This window comes from Sporosarcina sp. BI001-red (assembly GCF_003384035.1).
GTDB lineage: Bacteria > Bacillota > Bacilli > Bacillales_A > Planococcaceae > Sporosarcina.
Genome location: NZ_QQAK01000016.1, coordinates 76,375 through 96,518, shown reverse-complemented (window position 1 = coordinate 96,518; position 20,144 = coordinate 76,375). Strand labels below are relative to the sequence as shown.

Genomic DNA, 20,144 nt, shown 5'->3' with positions numbered 1-20,144 from the left:
TGAAAAGCGTGAATGGGATCCATTCACGCTTTTCTCAAGGAGACTTCTATTATTTCTGCAAAACTTCCAAGCGCTCGCGCATTTTGTTTGTTGCCGCCGCCATATTTTTGAGCGCTGCAACGGTTTCTTCTTGTTTTCTCGTTTTCAATCCACAATCGGGGTTAATCCAAAATTGTGAGGGTTCTAGAACATTCAGTCCTTGTTCAATGACATCGACCATTTCTTGCACTTCCGGTACGCGTGGGCTGTGGATATCATATACGCCAAGACCAATTCCTTTGTCATATGAGAAATCATTGAATGCGGAAACTAGGTCTCCATGTGAACGGGATGTTTCAATTGAAATTACATCTGCATCCAACCCACTGATGGAGTCGATGAAGTCGTTGAACTCACAATAACACATGTGTGTATGAATTTGGGTCGTATCTTCCACTGACCCCGTTGCGACTCTAAACGCTGTAATTGCCCAATCCAAGTAGTCATTCCATGCTGATTTCTTCAACGGTAATCCTTCACGAAGTGCAGGTTCATCTACTTGAATGATCGGAATCCCTGCTGCTTCAAGCGCTTCAATTTCCTCTCGTAATGCGAGCGCAATCTGATACGTAACGTCTTTACGTGAAATATCATCCCGGACAAATGACCAATTCAATATGGTCACAGGACCTGTCAGCATCCCCTTCATGGGCTTATCCGTAAGTGATGCCGCATAGACAGATGCTTCCACAGTTATTGGATTCAGGAAAGTGACATCACCATAAATAATCGGTGGTTTTACACAACGTGACCCATAGGAAACAACCCACGCTTTTTCAGTAAATACAAAACCGCCTAGTTTTTCACCGAAATACTCAACCATATCCGTCCGTTCAAATTCACCGTGGACAAATACATCCAATCCGATGTCTTCTTGAATGTCAATCCACTTCGCGATTTCACGGTGCACAAAGTCTGTATATTGCGCGTCACTCGATTCTCCCTTACGCCACTTGTTACGCGTGCTACGAACTTCTGGTGTTTGTGGAAAACTTCCGATCGTTGTTGTGGGTAACAATGGTAACCCTAACGCTTCTTGCTGTTTCAAGCGTCGTTGTGGCGCAGTTGACTTCCGTTTGCCGTCTGATTCACCAATGTTTTCCACAGCTTGACGTAGTTCCGGATGGTTGCGGGCAGGAAGTGCTGCGAGTTTTTCACGTGCCGCTGTACTTTCAGCCATTTTTTCACCAATGGCCTGCTTTCCTTCTACAACTCCTTTTACAAGTGTCGTCACTTCCTCTAACTTTTCATCCGCAAACGCTAGTGCCCCTTTGATCGTCGAGTCTAATTTTACTTCCGATGTTAACGTGACCGGAACGTGAAGTAGACTGCTAGAAGGCTGAATCCAAACTCGGTCTGCCGAAACAATCTCCAGAATTTCATCTACAAGTTCAGTTTTCTCATGTAAATCAGCACGCCAAATGTTGCGCCCATCGATTACACCTGCAGCGAGCACTTTGTCTTCAGGGAAGCCATTTTTCTTCAGTTGCGTTAGATTCTTTTCTTTTCCTGCTACGAAGTCGAGGCCAATGCCTGCTACCGGCAACGCAACGACCTCTTCATAATGCTCCACTGCATCAAAGTACGTTTGTACAATCATGTTTAAATCAGGTACTTCTGCGGTTAACTGCTTATAAATTTCAGTAACTGTCAGCATTTCTTCCTTAGAAATCGATGTGGATAAAATCGGTTCTTCCAATTGTACCCACTTCGCGCCAGCTTCATATAGTTCACATAGTACGTTCACATATAAGGGAATCAACTGAAGCAAAAATGCTGGAACGTCTTTTTCCTCATATCCTTTTGAAAGTTTTAAGAATGAATACGGTCCGATTAAGACAGGCTTCCCGTCAATCCCTACCTTTTCCTTTGCTTCCAAATACGCAGTCAATGGTTTATTCTCCGTCAATTTCAGTTTCCGAGTACCATATTCTGGAACGATGTAATGATAGTTTGCATTAAACAATTTCGTCATTTCTGACGCAACTGCGTCATCATTTCCTCGTGCCATCGAGAAATAGGTCGATAACTGAACGTCTCCACCGCTCCAGTTATAGCGTTCAGGAATCATACCAAACATGACAGCTGTATCGAGCATTCTGTCATACAAAGTAAACTCTCCAACTGGAATTAGGGAAATCCCTGCGTCTTTTTGCTTTTGCAGACGCTCCAGCCGAATCTTTTCTACTGTTTCAAGGAATTCTTGCTCTTCAATCTTTCCTCCCCAAAACGCTTCAAGCGCTCGTTTCCACTCTCGATTTTCTCCGATATACGGATACCCGATTGAACTGCTGATAATTGACAAATGATTTCCTCTCCTCTTCCATATGATAAGCCGTGTTTTTTTGTACAAAAAAACACTTCTAACGAGGGTCAGAAATGTGGACGCAACAAGTCTGCTGCGTATGCGCATTCTAACACTCCCTATCGACCGTAGGGGATAGCGTCATAGAAACTAGGCAGTTGTCTGGCTTCAGCGAAAAGCTGTCACAGTGGCGGGACCGCGCCGGAATACGCACCGGCTTCACTTTTAAGATCTAGTCTAACTTTCTACTAAATCACCTATTTCTTTTGCTTTACTATTCGGTTGTCGATTGAACAAACCTATCATAGTTAAACTTTTCTGTCAAATAGAGTATTCCGTCAATAGATTCCACTATACAGATGTAGGCATTTCCCCTATATGAAACCACTCATAGTTTAAGTAAGATTAGGTGTGAGAACTATTATCAATTAAACTAATAGGAGGAATTCCATTGTCACAAGTAACGCTCAACCAACAAGTCTCTGATATTGTCACGGCTATCCCGCAAAGTGCTGATCTGTTCCGCAACTTACGCATCGATTATTGCTGTGGTGGAAAGATTTCATTGCAAGAAGCAGCGGTTCAACGAGATTTAGATCCATCTGATGTCTTAACACGCGTTCAAGAAATTGAAGAGAAAAGAGATTTACGGCAGCAATTGGAGCCTTCCTCTTTTGGTGAGAAAACACTCATTGCACACATTCAAGAAAAATACCATACAGGATTGCGTGAGGAACTTCCATTGTTAGCTCCATATGTCACCAAAGTCGCGCGCGTGCATGGAGAAAACCATCCACATTTGTTACGACTTCAAGAAATCTTTAAACTGCTACGTGCTGAATTGATTGACCATACGGATGATGAAGATCTAAACGTATTCCCACTCATTCTAGAATTTTTAGCACATCCAACACCCGAGCTGAAAGAGCAGCTGAAACCATATATTACGGAACTCGAACAAGAACATGATAATGCAGGACGACTGCTGCACGAACTAAGAGAAATCACTAACAATTTCACACCGCCTGAAGAAGCTTGCGGAACGTATCGGCTTGTATATGCTCGATTGGAACAGTTCGAAAAAGATACTTTCCAGCATGTACATTTAGAAAACAATGTTCTGTTTGACCGTGTTCGGGAAGCAATTTAATGATTAAAAGCCAGGCACCGCGCCATAGACTGCGCGGTGCCTGGCTTTTGTATTCCTTACTTTTTCCGTCCGACAAATTGAATGACTTGAGACAACCCGTTATGCCCCTCGCCTTCTTTGCGCACGACTTGTTTCTTTTCAAAGTGTAAATGCTCCCAATCCGCGAACACACCAAAATCCTCCATTTCATACAAATACGTAACATCTTTTGGTCCGCCTGTGTTGTAATCGATTTGCTCTTTTGCATACACCTCTATCACAAACAGCCCACCTGGTTTCACAGCTTGACGAATCCCTTCGAGTGTTTGTTTTCGTAACTCTGGATTGAAATGACCAAACACACAAATGACTGCGTCGTACTCATCATTTGGCCAGTCCGCTTCTTGTAAGTCTTGAACCTTTGTCTTTAGCTGAACATCCTTTTCTTTCGCAAGAGCCTGGGCTTTGTCCAATCCAGATTGAGCAAAATCCCATATCGTTACGTTACAACCTTGCTCCGCTAAAAAGACGGCATTCCTTCCTTCACCTTCAGCAACAGCAAGGACGTTCGGACCAATCTTAAAGCGTTCTACTGCTTCTTGAATGAATACATTTGCCTCTTTGCCGAATACATAATCAGGTTGTTTAAATCGTTGCTGCCATTTATTCATCCAGATATGCCCCTTTCGTTTTCATTACTTTCACTTCTTCACGTTATGCCCTTTAATATAAAGAAACAATTTTGCATAATAAGACTCTACTTTTGCAACTTCAATCCCCGATTTCTTGACTAAGTCCAGCGTATCTCGATTTAACTGGCACCCATCACAAATCTTTTCCCATAGAGGATTCAAGAAATCTTGAGTCTTACTGAGTAGCATTGGCTCCATCCGGACGTGTTCAAAAAATAAAAGGTGCGCTCCTGGTTTACTCACACGTTGCATTTCCGCAAGTGCTTTCATCGGATCAGGGATTGTACAAAAGACGAGTGTCGCAACGACCGTGTCAAATGTGTCATCCGCAAAGGGCAATGATTCCGCTCCGCATTCATGCAACTGAATCGGAACTCTTGCATAACGCAATCTCTCATTCGCTCGTTTACTCATTAAGGGATTTGGTTCAATCGCATCTACTTGTGTCGCATTCTTGTAGTAGGGGAAGTTGATACCCGTTCCTGAACCTATTTCCAACACCCTTCCTTCTGCATTCCCGACAAGCCCTGTTCTAACTTTTTTAAATCGAGTGGCTTCCAACGGTTTCATCGCCACATCGTAAACTTTCGGAAACATGGATCCCATCGATTTGATCCCTCCCTTTTATGAATCATGTTTAACGGTCGACTTGATCGGATTCGATACTCCCATGGTAACACGAACTCCCTTACATGCTTATTTCGACTAACTCTTCAGGTTAAATTTGGCAACTACAAATTGGAAATGATAGACTAGTCAATAGAGCGATTGGAGGAGAAGACATGACGACAAATCAAACGATGTCGATTCACCGGGCATTAGCTGAACTCAAAACGTTGAACGATCGAATAGCGAAAGCGATTCAGGAAGCAGACTTCATTGCAACCGATCGGAAATCCGCACAAAAAATTAATGGTCTTTCCATTGAAGATTACGAGAAAACAATTCAAGCAGGTTTTGATAAATCCATGTCTCTTATCGAACGACGTACTCTCATTAAAGACGCAGTGGTTCAGTCCAATGCCGTGACACACGTCACGGTAGCGGGAGAAACGATGACAGTCGCTAAAGCAATTGAGCGGAAAACTTCTATTCAACTTGAAGAACGTTTACTCTCTGAAATGGTGACTGCACGTAGAACAGCCATTAATCGCTTGTCGTTGGAAAATGAGACATTGACTCAACGACTGGAATCTTACTTGACGGAGATCTTAGGCAAGAAAGAGAATGCAAAAAAAGAAGAGGTCGAACTCCACACGAAATCCTTCATGGAACGGAACGAGTTTGTCCTGATTGACCCACTACATCTCAACAAACGAATTGACGAATTAGAAGAAAGCATCTCTGATTTCAAAACGGATGTGGATGCTGTTCTCTCTGAATCGAATGCAGTGACTCAAATTACAATTTAACCTGCTGATTGCATGGATAATCGAAAACGAACTCCACAAGACCCTTCTTTTTCCGGCTTTTCTTTGGGACAATAAGTAAAACCGGACAACCTACTTTAATTACTTTACTAGCAAAATAGTAGTCGTACCCTAAAAGCTTAACACTTAGCGCTCAAAGCTCTAAAACTTATCCATTAAAGTTCTTACCGATTAAAGCTTACACGTTAACGATCAAGGCTCTTTCAAATCTTGGGTGTTCAGTTACGGGATTCTTGTGTGGCCCTTCGTTATCTGCCAAGCTGATTATGCCGTGCAATCCAGAAAAAACGTTGAGCGGGGCCTTGGCCCCGCTCAACGTTTTTCTTTTTTCCCAATCAGCTGAATGTGATTCCCGTAACTCTTTGCATAATGCATCCCTTCAATAGAAAGCGTTTCCGGCAGCTCATCAGATTTAAAGAGCAGCACTCGCTCATTGTTTAGTTCTCCATTCTCTCTCTCTAGAATATCAGACCTGAGTGTTGTGTGAAGCGGAGTGGAATTTCCTTTTGACTGAATTGATACGCCATCCAATAGGACATTCTGGTCAGTCGCAAGCGTTACTTGAATTCCTTCCGTTGTTTTTTCTACCTTGCGTATGAGTAGCTCTTTCCCAAAGATTTTCTCAGTCTGTTCGGTTTCGCCAGTAAGTGCAATGGTTTCGTTCAATTTTTGATAGCCTACAAATTTGTCCACATCTATCTCTAAGGTATTAACTTCCTTCGGCAATCGATCATAGTAAATTTCAATGTCTTGACCGAAAAGTGCCGATTTGCTGGAACCTCCAGTCCAGTCAATTGGTTTGCCATCCGCAAGTAATTGAATTCCCATAACTCCTAAATCGATTCGATCGAAGTTATCCACATTCACTTTCCCTTTTATCGTTGTACGACTTGGTGTCGCTGTTATCGAGTCAAAACGAATCGTTCCTTGGTCTACGTGTACTTTTTTGTGGATCGACTGCTTTAGTTCAGTTTGCATCGCCTGCTTAGGATTATAGGGGAATGTGATTTCCCTCTGCTCAGAACTTTCGTTGTAGCTAAATTCCAACGTCAGTTCTTTAGCGAACGGACTCACCGCGTCAAATCCTTGAATTCCTTTCACTTCTGTTCCGTCTTCATTCATCGAAAACGTACCGTAAGTTGCGAACGCTTTTGTCCATACTCCCCTGATGACGTCAAATCGAGTATCCTCCAACAATCCTTTTGAATTCTTCACCGTATAATAGAGGATGGTTTGATTTTCATCTGTCAACAATCCGTCCAAGTAAAGCTCAGTTCCATCAGAAAGCATGACCTTTTTCTCGATTGCCTGCCCGCTGCCCTGTTCATTCAATTGAGCTAACGTTTCCGTCATAAGTTCATCGTACCCTAGCAATTTCTTACCGTAATATGCAAACGCATTATAGTTGTAACTAACAAAAGTGAGGGCTATTAATGCTGCTGCAACAGCTAACCATTTAGGTGCTTTGTTTTTTCGTCGTGGTGGCGTTTGTTCTAATGCCTTCCTCAAACGCTCGTTTAATTCATCAGGAGCTTTCACTTCATCTAACCGTTCCTTTTCTTTTTTCAATTGGTTTTCGATTTCACTCATGCCATTCACCTCCGAATTGATCCCTCATCTTTTTCAATCCCTGGAAAATCCGTGATTTTACAGTGCCTATCGGGACGTTCGTCATATCAGCAATTGCTTGGAGCTCTAAATCATGAAAATAGTGTAGTTCAATTGCTTCCCGTTGGTCAGAACTGAGCATAGCCAACATACCTTTCAAGTCCAGCCGCTGTTCGGTCTGTTTAAAAGAATTTGTACCTTCGGAAATCTTTAATGCTTCATCGAGACTCTCATCAGCGTTTTCCATCAGTACGATTTTGTTTTGCTTCTGCGACAGTTTTTTACATCGGTTCACAAGAATGGTTTTGCTCCAACTGTAAAAAGACTCTTCTTTTTTTAGTTGAGGAATCGAGTGATACAAGCTCACAATCATATCCTCCATCGCATCCATTGCGTCGTGAGGATTGCCCATATACGAAAGAGCCAGACGGTAATACGCATCTTGCTGCTCATTGATCAGCTGTAACAAAGCTTCCTTGTTCCCCTTTTTCGCTTTCTTGACCAATCTAACAGTCTTCATTTACTCACCTCTCTCTTATAAGAGTTTTCAAATGGTGAAAAAGTTCATTTTATTTAATAGCGTTCTTACTATAGAGATCCTTCACCTGTCATAGCGAATGATTTTATTTTTTGTTGTCAGACGTCTTACCCCTTGCCAACATCAGTTTTACATGATAAATTTATGAGAAGGAAAAACTTCATACTAAAAATCAATCTGTATAACCTCGATAATATGGTTCGAGGGTCTCTACCAGGATCCGTTAAGTCCTGACTACAAAAGAATTTTTGTAGTCGGGACTTTTTTGTATTTTCAAATTCGATAATCAGAATAGCAGGAGGAGATTAGTTGGACGTTCGCGTTTTTTTATTAGCCATTTCGGCAATCACAGTAGGCTTGGTCGAGTTAGTTGTAGGCGGCATTTTGCCTGTAATCGCTGATGATTTGCATGTTTCCATAGCAACTGCAGGGCAACTCATTACAGTATTCGCATTGGTGTATGCAATCGCAGGACCCGTGTTGCTGTCACTTACAGCAAAAGTGGAACGGAAGAAGTTATATTTACTTACATTATCGGTATTTTTCCTAGGAAACGTATTCACCTATTTCAGCACAACCTTTGCAATGATGATGACGGCTAGAATTCTGACTGCAGCAAGTGCTGCGCTAGTCATCGTCCTATCTTTAACTATTACGGCACGCATTTCAAAACCACACGTACGTGCGAAAGCATTAGGGTATATCTATATGGGAATCAGTTCATCACTTGTACTCGGTGTCCCTATTGGAATTGTCATTACGAACGCATTCGGATGGCGCACGGTTTTCCTTGGTATCGCTATTCTAACAATCGGTACCATTTTATTGATTAGTAAGTTTTTCGATAAAATTCCTACTGGTGACGTTCAGCCACTTCGGGAACAGCTGAAAGCATTAGCGAACAAAAAAATCGTCTTTGCTCATTTAGCGACGATGTTTATGCTCGCAGGTCATTATTCAGTATATGCCTATTTCACACCGTTTCTCGAAACAACGATGAACCTTAGCTCTTCATCAATTAGTGTGTTTTACTTCTTATTCGGAATTGCAGCAGTTGCGGGTGGCGCTTTCGGTGGAGGACTCGCTTCACGTCTTGGTTCTCAAAAGAGTATTTTGATCATCTTAGGTGCGTTCTCGATTAGCCTATTCGTCCTGCCTTACTCAACATTTTCAATGCCGATTTTCATCATCGTCATGATGATTTGGGGCGCGCTTAGCTGGGCTCTTGCACCTGCACAACAAGATTACATCATTCAAACAGATCCCGTATCCTCTGATATCCACCAGAGCTTTAACAATTCCGCACTTCAAGTCGGAATTGCATTAGGCTCAGGAGTTGGCGGGATTGCATTCAGTCACACAGGAAGTGTTACGAGCATGCCAGCAGTCGGAGGTTTCATCGTCATAATCGCATTTGTTTGTGCAGCGATTTCGTTATCGATGGCTGTGCAAAAGAAGATAAGTCACAAAAACAGCCACCAACAAGTTTCTGAAAGAACGAACTAAAAAAGAACCGATTCCTCAACAAAGGAGTCGGTTCTTTTTTTAGTTAACTTCCGATTTTGACGGCACGATCTTTGTTTTGTAATGTCGATAAAATACTCAACGCTGCAAGTAGACTGGTCTTCGGATTGTTCGGCATCGGATTGTTTTCAACTTGAAGGTGCATCTTACCAAAATCACCTTCTGCTTCAATCGTATGGATATTCTGTGTAACCGAAGGATCGACAATGACACACACTTTTGTCTCTTCCACCCCAACTCCTGCAATCGCAAGCACAAGTGCAACATTAACATTTTTCGGAAATCGCTCAATCGCTTCTCTTGCTGAGCCATCAAAAAGTACTTCTTCCTTGTGATTTTCATTTAGACCGAGAGAGGCTGGGGATTTCCTTGTCGTAATTTTCACACGTTCCAATCCATTTACTGCATTTGCAGATTGCAGCAAATCCAATCCACCAATAGCCCCTGAAGGCAGATAGATTGTCACATCATTGGATTCGGCAAGCCCTTTCAATTCATCATAAAAACGGATGGCTTTAAAAACACCGATACTACTGATCACTAGATTTTTCTTATCCTCAACTACATCCTTAACATATACGCTCGCAGCTTCGACTGTAGCCGCTTCCACAACGATATCAATGTCTGTGTTCAGAAAGCTGTGGAGATCTGTATAAAAGTCCACTCCAAACTTTTCACTTAACTGATTTCCGACTTCCTGGTTCCGTCCAAAGAGAGCGACAATTTCACCTTCAAAACCAGTATTGCGACTGATTTCTTCTAATAGATACGTTGCAATATTACCTGTGCCTATAATTCCGATTTTCATCGTCTGCCTCCTTACCGTGTAACTAGGTACATCCCTACCTGTCTTGTTATCATACCAATTATTCCTCATCTATCAATCCACTATAATGAAACGTCATGCATCCTTGTGTAAGGATGCATGACGTTTCAAGTTGTATATAAACTAGTTTCTAGGTCCGTGAAGGCAGCACAGAATACAATTAAATCCCTATGCACATATTAAACGAGACCTACAATTGCAAGCAAGATTGCTACAATCACAGATATGATAGGAATCAGAACTGCAACAACAAAAATATCTTTATAACTTTCTTTATGACTCATTCCGGTAATTGTCAGTAGTGTTAAGACAGCACCGTTATGAGGTAATGTGTCGAGCCCGCCTGATGCGAGTGACGCGACTCGGTGAAATGCTTCAGGACTAATTCCTGTATCTAAGGCAATTTCATAATACTTGGAACCTAGTGCTTCTAAAGCAATGCCCATTCCACCAGATGCAGAACCTGTTGCTCCTGCAAGAATATTCACTGCGACTGCCTCAGAAATTAAAGGATTTCCTTTAATGCCTAGTAACATTTCAGTCAAACGTTCAAATCCAGGTACGACTTTAACGACCGTTCCGAACCCAACTGCTGCACTCGTATTTATAATTGCCGTAACGGATCCAATTGCTCCTCCGTTAATTGCCTTAATGAATGATTTCATTTTATTAATATTTAATAACATGATTAAAACAATACCTGCTAATAACGCACCAATTACATCCCATTTAAATAAGTTCAACGTAACCAATACAATGACCAAAGGCAATATAGATAAGATAAACGAAGGGATATGTCCATCTGGATTCATAACATTCTCATCTTTAGGCTCTGTAAAAAATTCACCTTTTTGTTTTGTCGTTTTTTCTCTCCAGCTCAAATACCAATAGCCACCGCCGAGCATAACGATCGCACCAGCGATACCCATGATAGGTGCAGCCATCGCGGTTGTGTTAAAGTAATTCATAGGAATCAGGTTTTGAATTTGAGGTGTTCCTGGTATCGCTGTCATCGTAAATGTAAATGCGCCTAATGCAACTGTCGCTGGGAGTAAGCGTCTTGAAATATTTGCTTCTCTAAATAATGACAACGCGAGTGGATACACAGCAAATACAACTACGAACAAACTCACACCACCATAAGTAAGAACTGCAGCTGAAAGCACAACGCCGAGAATCGCGCGTTTCGTTCCTAGCACTTTCGTAATTGCGACAGCCACAGAACGAGCCATCCCAGTATCCTCCATCAGCTTTCCAAATATCGCACCGAGTAAAAATACTGGGAACCATGCTTGCGCAAAGGCGACAAAGCCGCCCATATATGTATCTTTGTACGCATCCAATAAGTCCAATCCGCCAGTAAGTGCAACAACACCTGCTGCAATAGGAGCTACCCAGATAATCGACCAACCTAGGTACGCTAATACCATTAAGACAATCAGACCCAAGATTATTCCTAACATACACATCCACCTTCCTTGTTAGTTTTTCATTTCTTTACTGCGCTGTATAACCACCGTCTATAATAATGGACTGACCTGTAAGTCCCCTTGCTTGATCACTTGCGATGAATAATGCAAAATCTGCAATTTCTTGAACTGACAACAATCTTTTTTGTGGCACGAGTGGGTAAATAACGTCTTCCAATACGCTTTCAAGAGATACGTTACGATTTTTTGCCAAATCGCCAAGTTGGTTGCGCACAAGTGGTGTATCAACATAACCCGGGCATAATGCATTGACCGTAATTCCAAATTCCGCTGCCTCTAATGCAGCTACTTTAGTTAACCCAATCAAACCATGCTTCGAACTGTTATACGCCGACTTCCCTGCAAATCCAATGACTCCGTTAATGGAAGCCATGTTAATGATTCGACCAAACTTTTGTGCCTTCATAATTGGCATCGCGTGTTTAATGGCCATGAATGGTGCAACTAACATCATTTTCACCATGAACTCGAAACGATCCGAAGGGAAGTCTTCTATCAATGATACATGTTGCATACCTGCATTGTTCACTAACACATCCAGTCGACCATAATGTGCAACCGTCTGGTCGATTGCCTGCTTAATTTCTTCCTCATTCGTGACATCACATTTAACCGCTAAACAGTCAAAACCATCAGCTACTAACGATTCCACTACCTCGTTTAATTTTTCCTCGTTAATATCAGAGAACACGACTTTGGCACCTTCTTTAGCAAATTCAACTCCGATTTTATACCCTAATCCACTTGCAGCACCTGTGATGAAAACAACTTTACTTCCACTCATTTTCTCTACCTCCTAATGTTATTAATATGAATATGAATGCGCTTACATGACTTTCAAAAAAAATTTATTACAAACCTTTTGCTACGGTAAATGTGGCTTCTGTTTTTTCCTTAACTTCGTCAACAGTAACCCCAGATGCTGTTTCGACTAACACCATTCCTTGGTCTGTAAAATCGAAAACGGCCATATCCGTAATGAGTCTGTGTACAACTGCTTTACCTGTTAGTGGTAACGTACACATCTTTTTCACTTTTGATATTCCGTGCTTATTAACATGGTCCATAATGACAACGACTCGTTTTGCTCCTGCTACTAGATCCATTGCACCGCCCATACCTTTAACCACTTTTCCAGGAATCATCCAGTTGGCAAGATCTCCGTTCTCAGCAACTTCCATACCACCAAGGATTGCTAAATCAATATGCCCTCCGCGAATCATTGCAAACGATTCTGCGCTATCAAAAAAGGAGGAACCTGGAACAGTTGTAATCGTTTCTTTTCCTGCGTTTATCAAATCCGCATCCTCTTGACCTGCAATTGGATATGGCCCAATGCCGAGCAAGCCATTTTCCGACTGTAATAATACATTAAAATCGGTTGGAATTTCATTAGCCACTAGTGTAGGCATCCCAATTCCAAGGTTCACATTCATACCGTCTTTGATTTCCTGCACTGCCCGTTTTACAATGGTTATTCGTGCGTCCTTCATATTAATCTCTCCTTTCTACGCGTTCGTTACGGTTAAACGTTCAATGCGTTTCTCATAATCCATTCCTTTTACAACTCGTTGAACGTAAATGCCAGGTGTGTGGATGTCTTCTGGATTCAATTCGCCTGCTTCCACAATTTCCTCTACCTCTGCAATTGTGATCTTCCCTGCCATTGCAACTAATGGGTTAAAGTTTCTAGCTGTTTTGCGATACGTTAAGTTCCCTAACGTATCCGCTTTCCATGCTTTCACAAGTGCGAAGTCGCCGACAATCCCTTCTTCAAGTAAGTAGGTTTTACCATTAAATTCTTTCGTTTCCTTGCCATCAGCAATAGGCGTTCCTACCCCAGTTGCTGTATAGAAACCTGGAATACCAGCCCCACCAGCTCGAATACGTTCAGCAAGCGTTCCTTGTGGTGTCAATTCAACATCAAGCTCACCACTTAAAAACTGTTGTTCAAAGATTTTGTTCTCCCCCACATAAGAAGCAACCATTTTTTTTATTTGTTTGTTGGCAAGCAACAATCCAAGTCCAAAATCATCGATTCCACAATTATTGCTAACGACTGTCAGATCATTTACGCCTCGTTCTTGAAGTGCTTCAATAGATTTCTCAGGAATACCACAAAGGCCAAATCCACCTACAATAAGTGTATTGCCATCTTGAATATCTGAAACTGCATCCGCAACGGACTGACATACCTTGTTCACAAAACCCCTCCTTTTACTATCTTTCTAATAGTTTACATAGTTCAGTCTTATAAGTAAAATACATATATGGAATAACTATTATTCTAACAAGGAATACAAGAGAGGTTGAAGATTATGGAATACAGAGATATTAAGTCCTTTATAGAAGTAGCTGACTATAAAAGCTTTACGAAAGCAGCTGAGCAATCCTACCATTCTCAACCATCGTTAAGTAAAGCGGTTAAAAAACTAGAAGTAGAATTAGGCGTAGTTCTATTTCGTCGTTCAAATCGCCACGTGTATTTAACAGATGCAGGGGAAATTGTTTATAAACAAGGGAAAAAAGCACTTTCGGCATTGCAAGAACTTCCTATCTTATTAGACGAATTGAAGGACGCAGCTGCAGGTGTCATAAAGATCGGAATGCCTCCGTTAATAGGGACATTGTTCTTCCCACAGATTGCTCGTGACCTTCATACCCAATCCCCTAATGTTGAAATTGAACTCTACGAACTAGGTGCGAAAGTTGTAGAAGACCTCGTAGAAAGTGGAGAAATTGACGTGGGTGTTATTGTATTGCCAACAGACGATACACTCTTTAATGTTCACTCATTTATATCAGACGAGTTCTTCGTATTTGTGCACCAAGATCATGAACTCGCAAAACAAAAAGATCTATCTCTACATGACTTAAAAGATGAAAAGTTCATCCTTTTTTCTAAGGGTTTTGCTCTTCACAATTACATCATTAGTGCCTGTAAAGAAGCCGGTTTTAACCCGACAATTTCCTATGAAAGTTCACAATGGGACTTAATCATCGAATTGGTCGCATCTAAACTCGGCATTGCCCTACTTCCTAAATCTATTTTTGACAAACAAAATAACGAACAAATTGTTATGATTCCACTGAAAGCACCACCGTTACTCTGGAGACTCGGAATCATAACAAAAAAAGATGCGTATCATTCGTTTGCACTTAAGAAGTTCATGGATATGTTTAGTTAGAGATTTCTGAGTCTATTAGTAGACTATTGAAATTCAGAACGTATAGTATCTTTACAGAAGAGAGTTATATCAATGAACCTGTTTACAGCAATTCTTATTGCTTGCGAAACTAAATTTTGGGTAGTCATTGGACTAGGGCTCGTCACGCGATATGTATTCAATCGGAAGAAGCTTGGTCTTTTTATACTCGCTTCGATTCCTTTAATCGATCTTATCCTGCACATCGTCACAGCCTTCGACTTGAATCGAGGCGCAACTGCAACCGTTGCCCATTCGATTGCTCCAATTTATATTGGTATTTCACTCGCATTCGGTAAAAGTATAATCTAATGGGCAGACGAACGCTTCCAATATTACGTCACAAAACAAGGACCTAAACCGATACGAAGAACTGGTTATGCTAATGCCATCCATTCCATGAAAGGTTCACTACGACATGTCCCAGCATTCGTAATTGGAGCACCTATGATACTTTTTACAAAATGGTACATCGGAGTCCCTCACCGCACGGCATAGTTCGAAAACACCTTAAATCTCTGGTCACTTATTCTTATAATCGACATCATTATTTCAGCAAGTTATTTCATTTGGCGGTGGTGTGATCGGAATCATTCTTTCTTTACCTTTATGGATTATGACAAATCAAGTTATTCCATCCTCGACTAAGCAGGTATCGCCAAATGGACTGTGAACGATATGGACTTTGAATTCTAATTTAATTCTCTTTTCTTGATTGTCGGTTTGACAATCGACATTATCGCTTTTGTTTGTACAGCTATTTCGTGATTGATGGCGGTGCAAAAGAAAAAATCGAACACCACTGCTACTCAGCACGTTTCTGAAAGAACTCACTAAACCTAAAAAAGTAACCGTCCATCAGAAAATGGACGGTTACTTTTTTCATTTTACTCAACACTCTTTTTAGTTACAGATTCTTACTCCTTAGGAATCATAACGAAAGGCCTCTAAAATGTACACAGCACCAAAGTACTCGTCTTTGAATTATTTTCTATTTGTAATTTCATTTTTCTAGGAAACTTTTGAACCGGGTTACTTAACAGCAAATTGAATCGATATGATAGATGATTGTCTTTTGTACATGTTCTGGGTCAAGTCGCTCAGGATTCAAGATTGCATGTATGGCGAGACCGTCGATCAGCCCATATAATCGTTCAATTTCCATCTCCAGCTGACACGTAGATTTCAGTAACCCTTGCTCTTGAAGAAATGTGAGTAATCGTTGCGTCATCTCTAAGATTTGATCGTCAGGAACGTCAAGGGTATCGCTTCGATGTTTAACATAAGCGATGAATGCAAACCATACCTCCATCTCGATTTTTGTATTCGCATTGACTGGTACAATCTCAAGAATTACTGCTACGACTAACTCTTTTGGAGAAAGCGGTTGTTGCAATACAGCTTCTATTCGTTTCGTTGCACGTTCTTGAACTAAATCCATCGCATATACTAGCAAGTCATCTTGGGTTTTAAAATAATAACGAAGCGCTCCTAGTGAAAGACCTGCTTCTTCCGCTATATTTCGTACCGTTGCCCCTTCCATCCCTTTATCCAAAATGACTCGCCACATTGCTTCAGCGATTGTATTTTTTCGTTCGTCATGATTCACAATTTTAGGCATATCTTATTTTAACATAGGTAAATAAAACAGTTGTACTAAAAAGAATCATCCTGTATACTTCGTTTTAATACAACCGTGCTAATTAGGAGGTTCTTCATGAATTTTGTTGCATATATCATCATTGCATGTGAAATTAGTTTTTGGGCAGCCATATTAGTAGGACTCGTGACGCGCTATATATTCAAAAGAAAGACACTCGGACTATTTATCCTTGCTCTCATTCCTTTGATTGACGTGATTTTGTTAGCGGTCACGGCAATCGATCTCTACCATGGAGCGACAGCCACCGTCGCACACTCCATCGCTCCACTTTACATTGGTATTTCACTGGCATTCGGTAAAAGTATGATCCAATGGGCAGACGAACGATTTCAATATTATGTGACGAAACAAGGACCGAAACCAATACGAAGAACAGGCTATCCACATGCCATCCACTCTATGAAAGGCTCACTACGGCATGTCGTCGCATTCGCTATTGGGGTCCCGATGATATTTTTTGTAAAATGGTACATCGATTCCCCAGAGCGGACTCTTGAATTCGATAACACATTGCGTCTTTGGACAATCATCTTAGGTGTTGACCTTCTCATTTCAGCAAGTTATTTCATATGGCCTCGTCCTAAACGCACAGCTAGTAAGTCTTGATCGAAGAATGAGCAGCCTTTTGTAGCTAACCAATAAAGGCTGTTCCTTATTAGTACCAATAATCCTCAAGCACAGTCAAAACTTCCACACATTTTATCCGAATAGAGGACTCTAAATCTTCACACAATATAAATAAAATAAGATATACTAGTAGCAGGAGGTGGTGTTGCTATGAAAAAGTTCATGCTTTCGTTACTCGGTGGGAGTCTACTAGGAATCCTTCTGTCGTTTATATTCATGGACTATCAAAAAATTAGTTACGAGGTCTTACACCAAGCTGGCGTTGCAAAAAGAACGGTAAAAGACGTGGATTTTGACTTCGTATTTAATGCCTCACTGCTCATACTCGGGTTCACAGTAGTTATTTACGTAATTTGGACGTATATCGAAAAGAAAAAAGACGATGCGTTTTACAATGGATTCAATAAAAAATAAGGAGTGATCCAAAAGGTCATCTACTGATGACTTTACCGGCTCACTCCTATCTATTTGAAGACTTCGTTATACATAACTTGCAATTGCATCCAACACAACTGACTGCTTGATTTGATAACGGGTCGCTTGCCAAATAGCTTTTTTTCCTTTGATGATCAGCAGTTGTGGTGTTTCGTGAGTAACGCCTGTGTCTAATGCCACCGCATTTGATACTTTCCTATCTAGCTGTGAAATCACCACATACCTTGGAAGATCCGTCACGAGAGATTCCATTTCCTTTTTGGCGGTTACACTGCTTAAACTCGTCATACTCACTTTAAATAGAAGAAACGGCTGTTCGTCCGAATTCTCCAATAGTGTTTTCCACTCCTCTATTGTTTTCAATCGATTCACGATGCATTCTCCTCACTTTCAATTCAACCGCCCAAACGTTGGTTAAGCAGACTTTAGATGCCAGTACTAACTTTAGTAACAATAGAAATTATTTTGGGTAGCATACTATGTCAACTCTCTTATTTCCATTGGTCATGAATCCATGCCGCATTATATCTATATAATTTTGATGGTCGGTATGCCCCTGTTCTGATTTCTTTTCCTGTATCCAATACCATATCTTCCACATGACGACGGAACTGAACTTTGTTTAGTTTTTTCCCTAAAATCACTTCATAGACTTGTTGCAAGTCGGGCAACGTAAACTCTTCGCCCACTAAATTGAATGCGATATTCGTATAATTTACTTTCCCGCGTAATCGATCGAGTGAATATAGTATAATTTCCGCATGATCAAAAGCAATTCCTTGCTGCTCAGTTATTTTCACTGTCGTTTTAGTGTTTGTCCCTTCTGTCACTGTAACTCTTTCTAGCGTTGCCGATATGGTGATTTCTCCAGATGTCAGCTCTAATTTAACTTCTTCGGTTCGACTGATTGTACTTCCGATCTCTTCATCCCGGGATTCTACAACCGTCTCTTTTACAGAGAACCACTTTACATCGTCCGCATCGTCCCCAGCTTGCAGCGGTGGTAACTTTCCTTGGTCGATTAGCGCCAAGTAACTGACACTGACAATTCTCATACGAGGGTCCCGGTCCACAGCACTCCACGTATACAATTGCTCCGCGTAAATCCCATCGACTCCAGTTTCTTCTTTCAATTCTCTCTGGACAGCGGTATCGACGTCTTCGTCAATTCCCATGAAACCGCCAGCTAATGCCCATTCTCCTTTATACGGATGACCTCCGCGCTGGATCAGTAGTAACTGAAGTTCCTTCCCGGCTTTTTTCCTATTGTCCAAAACCTTTTCTGTATCCATAGTGAAGATCACCATGTCCGTCGTGATAGATGGTTTCTCATACTTATCCTTTTCCGTTTTTTGATAATGCTCGATAAACTCCGTTTCACTGAGGTTCTGCAAGTACTGCTCTTCCATTGCCTTCTTCCCCTTTCAAATACATGACTTAGTCGCATTCTAATACTATCCATTCCATATGACAAGTCCAGTCGCTCCGTATTCGAGTCTTCTTCATACACAAAAAAAGAAGGGTCACCTTGCACCCTTCTTTGATTAGTTCGTCATAAGTTTTGTGATTTGTTCAATCGACCTGTCTAGCCGCTCTTCATAGGTACCGCTAATCGAGACGTATTGAATTCCCCTCTGGTCAAACATTTTCTTCAAAACCCGATTTGTTTTTTTGCGCACCTCTGGATCATTGAACGTTCGATATCCGTCTGCCACCCACAATACATCGGGTTCAATGAATAAATACAAGTCATAATTTTGAGACTGGATGGCCCCTTCTATAAAATCCAGCTCCTGACCAAGATACATGTTAGCGTAATACTGGGACACTACCGCTTCGCTGTCGATGAACAATAGCTTGTTTGCTTTTTTGATCTTTTGAAACTCTATATGCTTATGACCGAACACGATTTCTTTATAGTGCTCACTCGTCAGCAATGAGCTTCCGTCTCCGATTTCTTCACTGACAGTACGTCCGTATTCTTCTACATATTCAGTGCCAAATAGTTGAGCTAAGTTCCGTGTTAACGTGGACTTTCCGCATGATTCAACTCCCACAATCGCAATTTTTTTAGTGTAATACGGCTTCGCTACGTCCGGAATCATATCCCAATTTGCAAACACCCCTTCGTTTCGGATCTTCGTTGCACTGATTGGGAAGATTTTGCGAGCTTCGTCAATGACGACATGTTGAATATCTTCTCCATAAATCAGTCTAAACCAATGATCGTATGCGCTTTCTGAACTAAAGATATGAGTGATTTGTGCTGGGATTGCTTCAATCATTCTCCGCCCGCCTTCCAGCCACATATGCTCTTCAGTCTCCCATGCCGGGTCTTCCACTGACAACACTGTCACATTCGGCATATTTTTCGTTGCAGTCATAATCCACTGCTGCCGCTGTTTGAAGTCGATATAATTCAATCCTGCGTCCTTACACAACTTCCGATCCCGATCCTCGTCATAACTCACCACTACAAATAACTGATCTACTTGAGCTGCCGCTTTAGTAATCGCATACAAATGACCTTTATGAAAGGGAATGAATTTCCCTCCGTAGTGTCCCACCTTCATCTCTTCCATTTTAAGTTCTCCCATATTCCTCTTCTCCCTTCTTGATTTAATTGTTTGTT

General features: G+C 41.3%; 20 protein-coding genes, 1 pseudogene and 2 riboswitches. Of the genes and pseudogenes, 7 read left to right on the top strand and 14 right to left on the bottom strand.

What is annotated here, in order from left to right:
• Positions 1-49: 49 nt before the first annotated feature.
• On the bottom strand, positions 50-2,338 hold the full coding sequence (gene metE / locus DVB69_RS15930; protein ID WP_116020199.1) for a 5-methyltetrahydropteroyltriglutamate--homocysteine S-methyltransferase: 2,289 nt from the start codon (positions 2,336-2,338) through the stop codon (positions 50-52).
• A gap of 142 nt (positions 2,339-2,480) precedes the next feature.
• A riboswitch (cobalamin riboswitch) is annotated at positions 2,481-2,620 on the bottom strand.
• A 175-nt stretch (positions 2,621-2,795) separates the two neighbouring features.
• Between metE and ric the strand changes: the two genes are divergently transcribed.
• On the top strand, positions 2,796-3,494 hold the full coding sequence (ric, locus tag DVB69_RS15925; RefSeq protein ID WP_116020104.1) for an iron-sulfur cluster repair di-iron protein: 699 nt from the start codon (positions 2,796-2,798) through the stop codon (positions 3,492-3,494).
• Between the two features lie 56 nt (positions 3,495-3,550).
• Here ric and DVB69_RS15920 read toward each other — a convergent pair whose 3' ends face one another.
• Both DVB69_RS15920 and DVB69_RS15915 read right to left on the bottom strand, forming a co-directional pair.
• Positions 3,551-4,144, bottom strand: coding sequence for a class I SAM-dependent methyltransferase (locus DVB69_RS15920; protein WP_116020103.1), 594 nt, complete (start codon positions 4,142-4,144; stop codon positions 3,551-3,553).
• A gap of 30 nt (positions 4,145-4,174) precedes the next feature.
• Positions 4,175-4,771, bottom strand: coding sequence for a class I SAM-dependent methyltransferase (locus DVB69_RS15915; protein ID WP_116020102.1), 597 nt, complete (start codon positions 4,769-4,771; stop codon positions 4,175-4,177).
• Between the two features lie 176 nt (positions 4,772-4,947).
• Between DVB69_RS15915 and DVB69_RS15910 the strand changes: the two genes are divergently transcribed.
• Positions 4,948-5,577, top strand: coding sequence for a hypothetical protein (locus tag DVB69_RS15910; RefSeq protein WP_116020101.1), 630 nt, complete (start codon positions 4,948-4,950; stop codon positions 5,575-5,577).
• 330 nt (positions 5,578-5,907) lie between these two features.
• On the opposite strand, the gene DVB69_RS15905 is transcribed toward DVB69_RS15910, so the two are convergent.
• Together DVB69_RS15905 and DVB69_RS15900 are read right to left on the bottom strand one after the other, a co-directional pair.
• Positions 5,908-7,185: a DUF4179 domain-containing protein gene (locus DVB69_RS15905; protein WP_116020100.1), complete on the bottom strand. Its 1,278-nt coding sequence runs from the start codon at positions 7,183-7,185 to the stop codon at positions 5,908-5,910.
• Positions 7,178-7,723, bottom strand: coding sequence for an RNA polymerase sigma factor (locus DVB69_RS15900; protein ID WP_116020099.1), 546 nt, complete (start codon positions 7,721-7,723; stop codon positions 7,178-7,180). The genes DVB69_RS15905 and DVB69_RS15900 overlap by 8 nt, the downstream gene beginning before the upstream one ends.
• A 175-nt stretch (positions 7,724-7,898) precedes the next feature.
• Positions 7,899-7,998, top strand: a riboswitch (purine riboswitch).
• A 52-nt stretch (positions 7,999-8,050) separates the two neighbouring features.
• On the opposite strand from DVB69_RS15900, the gene DVB69_RS15895 reads away from it, so the two are divergent.
• A complete protein-coding gene (locus DVB69_RS15895) occupies positions 8,051-9,247 on the top strand; it encodes an MFS transporter (RefSeq protein ID WP_116020098.1) in 1,197 nt (398 codons plus the stop codon).
• A 43-nt stretch (positions 9,248-9,290) separates the two neighbouring features.
• Here DVB69_RS15895 and nadX read toward each other — a convergent pair whose 3' ends face one another.
• The 5 genes from nadX to DVB69_RS15870 all read right to left on the bottom strand — a co-directional run bounded on the left by nadX (position 9,291) and on the right by DVB69_RS15870 (position 13,785).
• Positions 9,291-10,073, bottom strand: coding sequence for an aspartate dehydrogenase (gene nadX, locus DVB69_RS15890; RefSeq protein ID WP_116020097.1), 783 nt, complete (start codon positions 10,071-10,073; stop codon positions 9,291-9,293).
• Between the two features lie 197 nt (positions 10,074-10,270).
• A complete protein-coding gene (locus tag DVB69_RS15885; protein WP_116020096.1) occupies positions 10,271-11,554 on the bottom strand; it encodes a GntP family permease in 1,284 nt (427 codons plus the stop codon).
• A gap of 34 nt (positions 11,555-11,588) precedes the next feature.
• Positions 11,589-12,365 carry a 3-hydroxybutyrate dehydrogenase gene (locus DVB69_RS15880; RefSeq protein ID WP_116020095.1) on the bottom strand — a complete coding sequence of 259 codons (777 nt, stop codon included), beginning with the start codon at positions 12,363-12,365 and terminating at the stop codon, positions 11,589-11,591.
• Between the two features lie 67 nt (positions 12,366-12,432).
• Entirely contained in the window at positions 12,433-13,074 is a 642-nt protein-coding gene (locus DVB69_RS15875; RefSeq protein ID WP_116020094.1) for a 3-oxoacid CoA-transferase subunit B, read from the bottom strand.
• Between the two features lie 15 nt (positions 13,075-13,089).
• Positions 13,090-13,785 (bottom strand): CoA transferase subunit A, encoded by a 696-nt coding sequence (locus DVB69_RS15870; RefSeq protein ID WP_116020093.1) that lies wholly within the window; start codon positions 13,783-13,785, stop codon positions 13,090-13,092.
• Positions 13,786-13,899: 114 nt separating this feature from the next.
• Between DVB69_RS15870 and DVB69_RS15865 the strand changes: the two genes are divergently transcribed.
• Positions 13,900-14,769, top strand: coding sequence for a LysR family transcriptional regulator (locus tag DVB69_RS15865; protein ID WP_116020092.1), 870 nt, complete (start codon positions 13,900-13,902; stop codon positions 14,767-14,769).
• A gap of 72 nt (positions 14,770-14,841) precedes the next feature.
• A pseudogene (locus DVB69_RS15860) lies at positions 14,842-15,435 on the top strand (hypothetical protein).
• A 388-nt stretch (positions 15,436-15,823) separates the two neighbouring features.
• Here the strand turns inward: DVB69_RS15860 and DVB69_RS15855 are convergent.
• Entirely contained in the window at positions 15,824-16,408 is a 585-nt protein-coding gene (locus DVB69_RS15855) for a TetR/AcrR family transcriptional regulator (protein ID WP_116020091.1), read from the bottom strand.
• Between the two features lie 96 nt (positions 16,409-16,504).
• On the opposite strand from DVB69_RS15855, the gene DVB69_RS15850 reads away from it, so the two are divergent.
• Both DVB69_RS15850 and DVB69_RS15845 read left to right on the top strand, forming a co-directional pair.
• Positions 16,505-17,056 (top strand): hypothetical protein, encoded by a 552-nt coding sequence (locus DVB69_RS15850; RefSeq protein WP_116020090.1) that lies wholly within the window; start codon positions 16,505-16,507, stop codon positions 17,054-17,056.
• A 171-nt stretch (positions 17,057-17,227) separates the two neighbouring features.
• A complete protein-coding gene (locus tag DVB69_RS15845) occupies positions 17,228-17,491 on the top strand; it encodes a hypothetical protein (RefSeq protein WP_116020089.1) in 264 nt (87 codons plus the stop codon).
• Positions 17,492-17,557: 66 nt separating this feature from the next.
• On the opposite strand, the gene DVB69_RS15840 is transcribed toward DVB69_RS15845, so the two are convergent.
• The 3 genes from DVB69_RS15840 to nadR all read right to left on the bottom strand — a co-directional run bounded on the left by DVB69_RS15840 (position 17,558) and on the right by nadR (position 20,109).
• Positions 17,558-17,884, bottom strand: coding sequence for a monothiol bacilliredoxin BrxC family protein (locus DVB69_RS15840; RefSeq protein ID WP_116020088.1), 327 nt, complete (start codon positions 17,882-17,884; stop codon positions 17,558-17,560).
• A 119-nt stretch (positions 17,885-18,003) separates the two neighbouring features.
• Positions 18,004-18,921 carry an NUDIX hydrolase gene (locus DVB69_RS15835; RefSeq protein ID WP_116020087.1) on the bottom strand — a complete coding sequence of 306 codons (918 nt, stop codon included), beginning with the start codon at positions 18,919-18,921 and terminating at the stop codon, positions 18,004-18,006.
• Positions 18,922-19,056: 135 nt separating this feature from the next.
• On the bottom strand, positions 19,057-20,109 hold the full coding sequence (nadR, locus tag DVB69_RS15830; protein ID WP_116020086.1) for a multifunctional transcriptional regulator/nicotinamide-nucleotide adenylyltransferase/ribosylnicotinamide kinase NadR: 1,053 nt from the start codon (positions 20,107-20,109) through the stop codon (positions 19,057-19,059).
• Positions 20,110-20,144 lie beyond the last annotated feature (35 nt).